This window comes from Actinotalea ferrariae (assembly GCF_019733465.1).
Taxonomy (GTDB): Bacteria; Actinomycetota; Actinomycetes; order Actinomycetales; family Cellulomonadaceae; genus Actinotalea; species Actinotalea ferrariae_A.
In genome coordinates this window covers 1-5,293 of the sequence record NZ_JACVQL010000318.1, presented here as the reverse complement: position 1 = coordinate 5,293, position 5,293 = coordinate 1, and the positions used below count along the sequence as shown (strand labels likewise).

The following is a 5,293-nucleotide window of genomic DNA, read 5'->3' as shown; positions in this document are numbered from 1 at the left end:
GCGCCGAGCCGGGTGTCTCGCCGTCGCCGGCGTCGCCGAGCGCCGTGACGAACGCCGAGCCCGCGCCCGAGCCGACGGCCACTCCCGCACCGACGCCGGACCCTGCGGTCGCGCTCATCGCGACGGCGGCCGGGCCGTCGGTCGAGGTCTTCGCCGCGCCCGGCGACGCCGCCCCAGCGCTCACCGTCGCCGCGGCCGACGTCGTCTCGCTGCCGGACGCGATCCCGCTGACCTTCCTCGCGATCGAGCGGGACGGGGACTGGCTGCACGTGCACCTGCCGGTGCGACCCAACGGCTCGACGGGCTGGGTCCGCGCCGCCGACGTCACGCTCTCCTCGACCGACTACCGCGTCGAGGTGCGGCTCACCGAGCACCGGCTCCTGCTCCACCGCGGCGACGAGGTGGTCATGGACGTGCCGGTCGGCCTCGGTGCCGCCGACGTGCCCACGCCCGGCGGCGTGTACTACGTCAAGGAGCTGCTGCAGCCGCCGACGCCGGGCGGCGTCTACGGCGCCTACGCCTACGGCCTGTCCGGCTACTCGCCGGTGCTCACGTCGTTCGCGGGCGGGCAGGGCGTCATCGGCATCCACGGCACCAACCAGCCGGAGTCCGTCGGGACCGACGCCTCGCACGGCTGCATCCGGATGCTCGACGCGGACGTCACGCGCCTCGTCGAGGAGTTCGGACTGCCGCTCGGGACCCCGGTGGAGATCGTCGCGTGACCACTGCGGCACCACTGCTGCGCCCTCGGCCCTGCCCCGCCCTGCCGCCCCCACGATCGGAGCGCCCATGACCGCCGCCCTGCCGACCGCCGCGGACGTCCCCGGCTGGACGCACACCTACTCGGGCAAGGTCCGCGACCTGTACGTGCCCGCGGAGCCGTCGTCCGGTCCGGGTGCGGACGACGTCGTGCTCGTGGTCGCGAGCGACCGCATCAGCGCCTACGACCACGTGCTCAGCACGCCGGTGCCCGGCAAGGGCGTGGTGCTCACGCAGCTGAGCCTGTGGTGGTTCGAGCAGCTCGCGGACCTCGTGCCGACCCACGTGGTGAGCGCGGCGGCGGAGCGCGAGGGCGGCCGCGTGCCCGACGCCGTCGCCGGACGCGCGATGGTCTGCCGGCGGCTCGACATGTTCCCCGTCGAGTGCGTGGCCCGCGGCTACCTGACGGGCTCGGGGCTCGCGGAGTACGCGACCTCGGGCGAGGTGTGCGGGGTGCCGCTGCCGCCCGGGCTCGTCGACGGCTCGCGCCTCCCCGCTCCGATCTTCACGCCCGCGACCAAGGCCGCCGTCGGCGAGCACGACGAGAACGTGAGCCTCGAGGTCGTCGCGGCCCGGATCGGCGAGCCGGACGCCCACCTGCTGCGCGACCTCACGCTCGCCGTGTACGCGCGGGCCGAGGCGGTCGCGCGCGAGCGCGGCGTGCTGCTCGCCGACACCAAGCTCGAGTTCGGACGCGCGACCACGGGTCCCGACGCGGGCGCCGTCGTGCTCGGGGACGAGGTCCTCACGCCCGACTCCTCGCGGTTCTGGCCGCTCGACGGCTGGGAGCCGGGACGTGCCCAGCCCAGCTTCGACAAGCAGTTCGTGCGCGACTGGCTGACGTCGCCCGCGTCGGGCTGGGACCGCGCGTCCGACGCCCCGCCGCCCCCGCTCCCGGACGACGTCGTCGAGCGGACGAGGCAGCGCTACGTCGAGGCGTTCGAGCGCCTCACGGGACGCACCCTCTCACTCTGAGGGCGGGCTGTGACGTGGTTCACAAGCCTCGGAGCAAGGGCAGGGATACCTTCGTTAGGTAAGCCTATGCTTTACTGGCAGCGACCCGGCGAGACCCAGGTCACGTCCGAGCCGCCCTCCCGCGCCAGACCGAGGAGCCCGATGTCCGCGAGCACGCTCAGCCGCGTGGAGCCCGCCTACCGGGCCTTCGAGGTCGAGGTCGTCCGCGCCCGCCGGCTCTCGCCGAGCTTCCTCCGCATGACGTTCTCGGGCGAGGACCTCGACGTGTTCGCGGCGGACGGGTTCGACCAGCGCATCAAGCTCGTGCTCCCGGCGGCCTGCGGCGCGCGGGTGGACCCGGGTCTGTTCGCGGACGACTCCTGGTTCGAGACGTGGCGCGCGATGCCCGACGACGAGCGCTACCCGCTCCGGACGTACACGGTGCGCGCCGTGCGCCAGCAGATGCGCGAGGTCGACGTCGACGTCGTGCTGCACGGCGTCGCCCCCGGTGCCGTCACGACCCGCGGCTGCGGTCTCGCGGAGCTGCTCGGCTGCGCGTGCTCGGCCAAGGCGGGCCCCGCGGTGCGGTGGTGCGCGGCCGCGCGCTCGGGCGACCCGATCGTGCTCATCGGTCCCAACGCGCGCTTCGACGGTCCCTCGGGCGGCATCGAGTGGAAGCCCCCGGCCGAGGCGCGCACCGTGCTCCTCGCGGGCGACGAGACCGCGGTCCCCGCGATCTGCGCGATCGTCGAGCAGCTGCCCGCCGACGCGCGGGGGCACGCGTTCCTCGAGGTCCCCACCGAGCACGACGTGCTCGACGTGCGCGCGCCGGCCGGGGTCGAGCTGCACTGGCTGCCGCGCAGCCGGTCCGGCGAGGGCCGGGTCCGCGTCGACGCGCCGCACGGCAGCCTGCTCGACGCCGCCGTGCGCGCGGCCGCGACCACGGTGCTCCACCCCCACCCGCACGACGTCGCGCTCGAGGAGGTCGACGTCGACGGCGGGATCATGTGGGAGGTGCCGGAGCAGCCCATCGCGGCCGACGGGCTCTACGCCTGGATCGCCGGCGAGGCCGGCGTCGTCAAGGAGCTGCGCCGCTTCCTGGTGCGCGACGTGGGCGTCGACCGCCGCGCCGTCGCCTTCATGGGCTACTGGCGGCACGGCCGCGCCGAGGCCTCCTGAGCCGACGCGTCACCGCGTCGCCGCCCTCCTCCCCGCCCACACCCCTCCCCGTCCCACCCCCTGCCTGCTGGGGTGCCCGTCGTCGCACCCCTGCCCGCACGCCCGATCGGAGCCCGCCATGTCCCCCGCACGTCCCTCCTCCCGCCCCCGGCCCGGCGTCCGTCGCCGCGCGACGGGCCTCGTGGTCGCTGCCGTCACGGCGTTCGCCCTCGCCGCCTGCGGCGGTGCGACGACCGACGACGAGCCCGAGGAGTCCGAGAGCCCCGCGGCCGAGGGTGACGACTCCGCGTTCCCCGTGACGATCGAGCACGCGCTCGGCACGACGACGATCGAGGCCGCCCCGGAGCGTGTCGTCACGATCGGCTGGGGCTCGCAGGACACCGCCCTCGCGCTCGGCACCGTGCCCGTGGGCGTCCCGGCCGACACCTGGGCGGGCGACGAGGAGACGGGCCTGCTGCCGTGGACGGCCGAGGCGGTCGAGGAGCTGGGCGGCGAGCTGCCCACCACGTTCGTCGACCTCCCCGAGGTGGACGTCGAGGCCGTGGCCGAGCTGCAGCCCGACCTGATCCTCGCGACCTACTCCGGGATCTCGCCCGAGGTCTACGCCCAGCTCGAGCAGCTCGCCCCGACGATCGCGTACCCCGAGCAGCCGTGGCTCGTGAGCTGGCAGGACCAGACGATCATCAACGGCACCGCGCTCGGCCAGGCCGAGGAGGCGGAGCGGCTGGTGGCCGACATGGAGGAGCTGCTCGCGCGGACCGGCTCGGAGAACCCGTCGCTGGCCGGCCGCACGTTCGCGTTCGTCTACACCGACGCCGACGGGACCCTCTCGGCGTACGTCGAGGGCGACCCGCGGGTCGACCTGCTCACCGGCCTCGGCATGGAGCTCGCGCCGGGCGTCGCCGGCCTCGAGGCGCCCGAGGGCACCTTCTTCGTCGACCTCGGCACCGAGAGCATGGACCTGCTCGACGACGCCGACGTCCTCATCACGTGGTTCAACGACGAGGAGGAGCAGGCGACCGTCGAGGCGCTCGGCACCTTCGCCGCGATCCCTGCCGTGCAGCGCGGCAGCTACCTGCCGCTGCTCGACCGCCAGCTGAGCATGGCCATGAGCACGACCACCGCGCTCAGCCTGCCGTGGGGCCTCGAGACGTTCGTGCCGCAGCTCGTCGAGGCGGCGGACAAGGTCGGCACGGCCTGACCCGGCGGAGGGCGCGGCCGGCGTAGGACGGACGCATGACCACGGTGACCGCGGCGGGCGGGCCGGTACAGGCGCGCGCGACGCGACCGGCCGGCTCGTCGCTGCGCCGTGCCGCCGTGCTCGTCGTCGCGCTCGTCCTGCTCGTGCTCGCCGTGGCCCTGAGCATCGCGGTCGGGGCGCGCGGCATCCCGCTCGCCGACGTCTGGCGTCACCTGTGGAGCCCCGACGGCTCGAGCGACGCGGCGATCGTGCAGGAGGTGCGCCTCCCGCGCACGCTCCTGGGGATCGCCGCGGGAGCCGCGCTCGGGCTCTCGGGCGCGCTCATGCAGTCGATGACCCGCAACCCGCTTGCCGAGCCCGGGCTGCTCGGGGTCAACGCGGGTGCCGCGGTGGCGGTCGTCGGGGGCATCAGCCTGCTGGGGCTCACGGGCCCGCGGCACTACGTCTGGCTCGCCCTCCTCGGCGCGGGAGTCGCCACGGTGCTCGTCTACGTCGTCGGCTCCCGCGGGGGCCGGGCCGCGTCCGCGACGCCCGTGCGCCTCACGCTCGCGGGCGCCGCGATCTCGGCCGTGCTCATGGCCGGCGTGTGGGCCATGACCTTCCTCGACCGGGAGGCGCTCGACCTCTACCGGTACTGGGCGGTCGGCAGCCTCTCGGGTCGTGACCTCGGCGTGCTCGGCCACGTGCTGCCGTTCCTCGTGGTCGGCACGGCCGTCGGTCTGCTCCTCGCGGCGCCGCTCAACGCGATGGCCCTGGGCGAGGACACCGGCCGCGCGCTGGGCCTGCGGCCGGGGGTCGTCCGCGCGGTGACGGGCCTCGTGGTCACCGTGCTGTGCGGCGCGGCCACCGCCGCCGTCGGCCCGCTCGTCTTCGTCGGGCTCGCCGTGCCGCACGCCGTCCGGGGGCTCACGGGCCCCGACGACCGCTGGGTGCTGCCGCTCTCGACCCTCGCCGCCCCGGTCCTCCTGCTGCTCGCCGACGTGCTGGGGCGCGTGGTCGCGGCACCCGCCGAGATCCAGGTGGGCGTCGTCACGGCCTTCCTCGGCGCTCCCGTCCTCATCGCGCTCGCGGGCCGACGCCGGGTGGCGGCGCTGTGACCGTCACCTCGGCCTCCGCCGGGTCGCCGGCGGGCGGGTCGTCGTCCGCCGGGTCGCCGCCCGGCGGCCGGCCGCCGAGCCTCCGACGCGCCCGCGTGCTGCG

General features: G+C 75.6%; 5 protein-coding genes. All 5 read left to right on the top strand.

Annotated elements, in window-relative coordinates:
* Positions 1–722: L,D-transpeptidase (locus ICW40_RS18835; RefSeq protein ID WP_221655530.1), on the top strand; the 722-nt coding region annotated here is incomplete at its 5' end.
* A 67-nt stretch (positions 723–789) separates the two neighbouring features.
* Complete coding sequence (locus tag ICW40_RS18830) at positions 790–1,734, top strand: phosphoribosylaminoimidazolesuccinocarboxamide synthase (protein WP_221655529.1); 945 nt, start codon at positions 790–792, stop codon at positions 1,732–1,734.
* A gap of 141 nt (positions 1,735–1,875) precedes the next feature.
* Complete coding sequence (locus ICW40_RS18825) at positions 1,876–2,892, top strand: siderophore-interacting protein (protein WP_221655528.1); 1,017 nt, start codon at positions 1,876–1,878, stop codon at positions 2,890–2,892.
* Between the two features lie 118 nt (positions 2,893–3,010).
* Positions 3,011–4,093, top strand: coding sequence for an iron-siderophore ABC transporter substrate-binding protein (locus tag ICW40_RS18820; protein WP_221655527.1), 1,083 nt, complete (start codon positions 3,011–3,013; stop codon positions 4,091–4,093).
* A 35-nt stretch (positions 4,094–4,128) separates the two neighbouring features.
* Entirely contained in the window at positions 4,129–5,190 is a 1,062-nt protein-coding gene (locus tag ICW40_RS18815) for a FecCD family ABC transporter permease (RefSeq protein ID WP_221655526.1), read from the top strand.
* Positions 5,191–5,293: the final 103 nt, after the last annotated feature.

Excerpts from the sequence above, each read along its gene's own strand:
- ICW40_RS18815 (WP_221655526.1), top strand. The coding sequence starts at position 4,129 with ATGACCACGGTGACCGCGGCGGGCGGGCCGGTACAGGCGCGCGCGACG.
- ICW40_RS18825 (WP_221655528.1), top strand. The coding sequence starts at position 1,876 with ATGTCCGCGAGCACGCTCAGCCGCGTGGAGCCCGCCTACCGGGCCTTC.
- ICW40_RS18820 (WP_221655527.1), top strand. The coding sequence starts at position 3,011 with ATGTCCCCCGCACGTCCCTCCTCCCGCCCCCGGCCCGGCGTCCGTCGC.
- ICW40_RS18830 (WP_221655529.1), top strand. The coding sequence starts at position 790 with ATGACCGCCGCCCTGCCGACCGCCGCGGACGTCCCCGGCTGGACGCAC.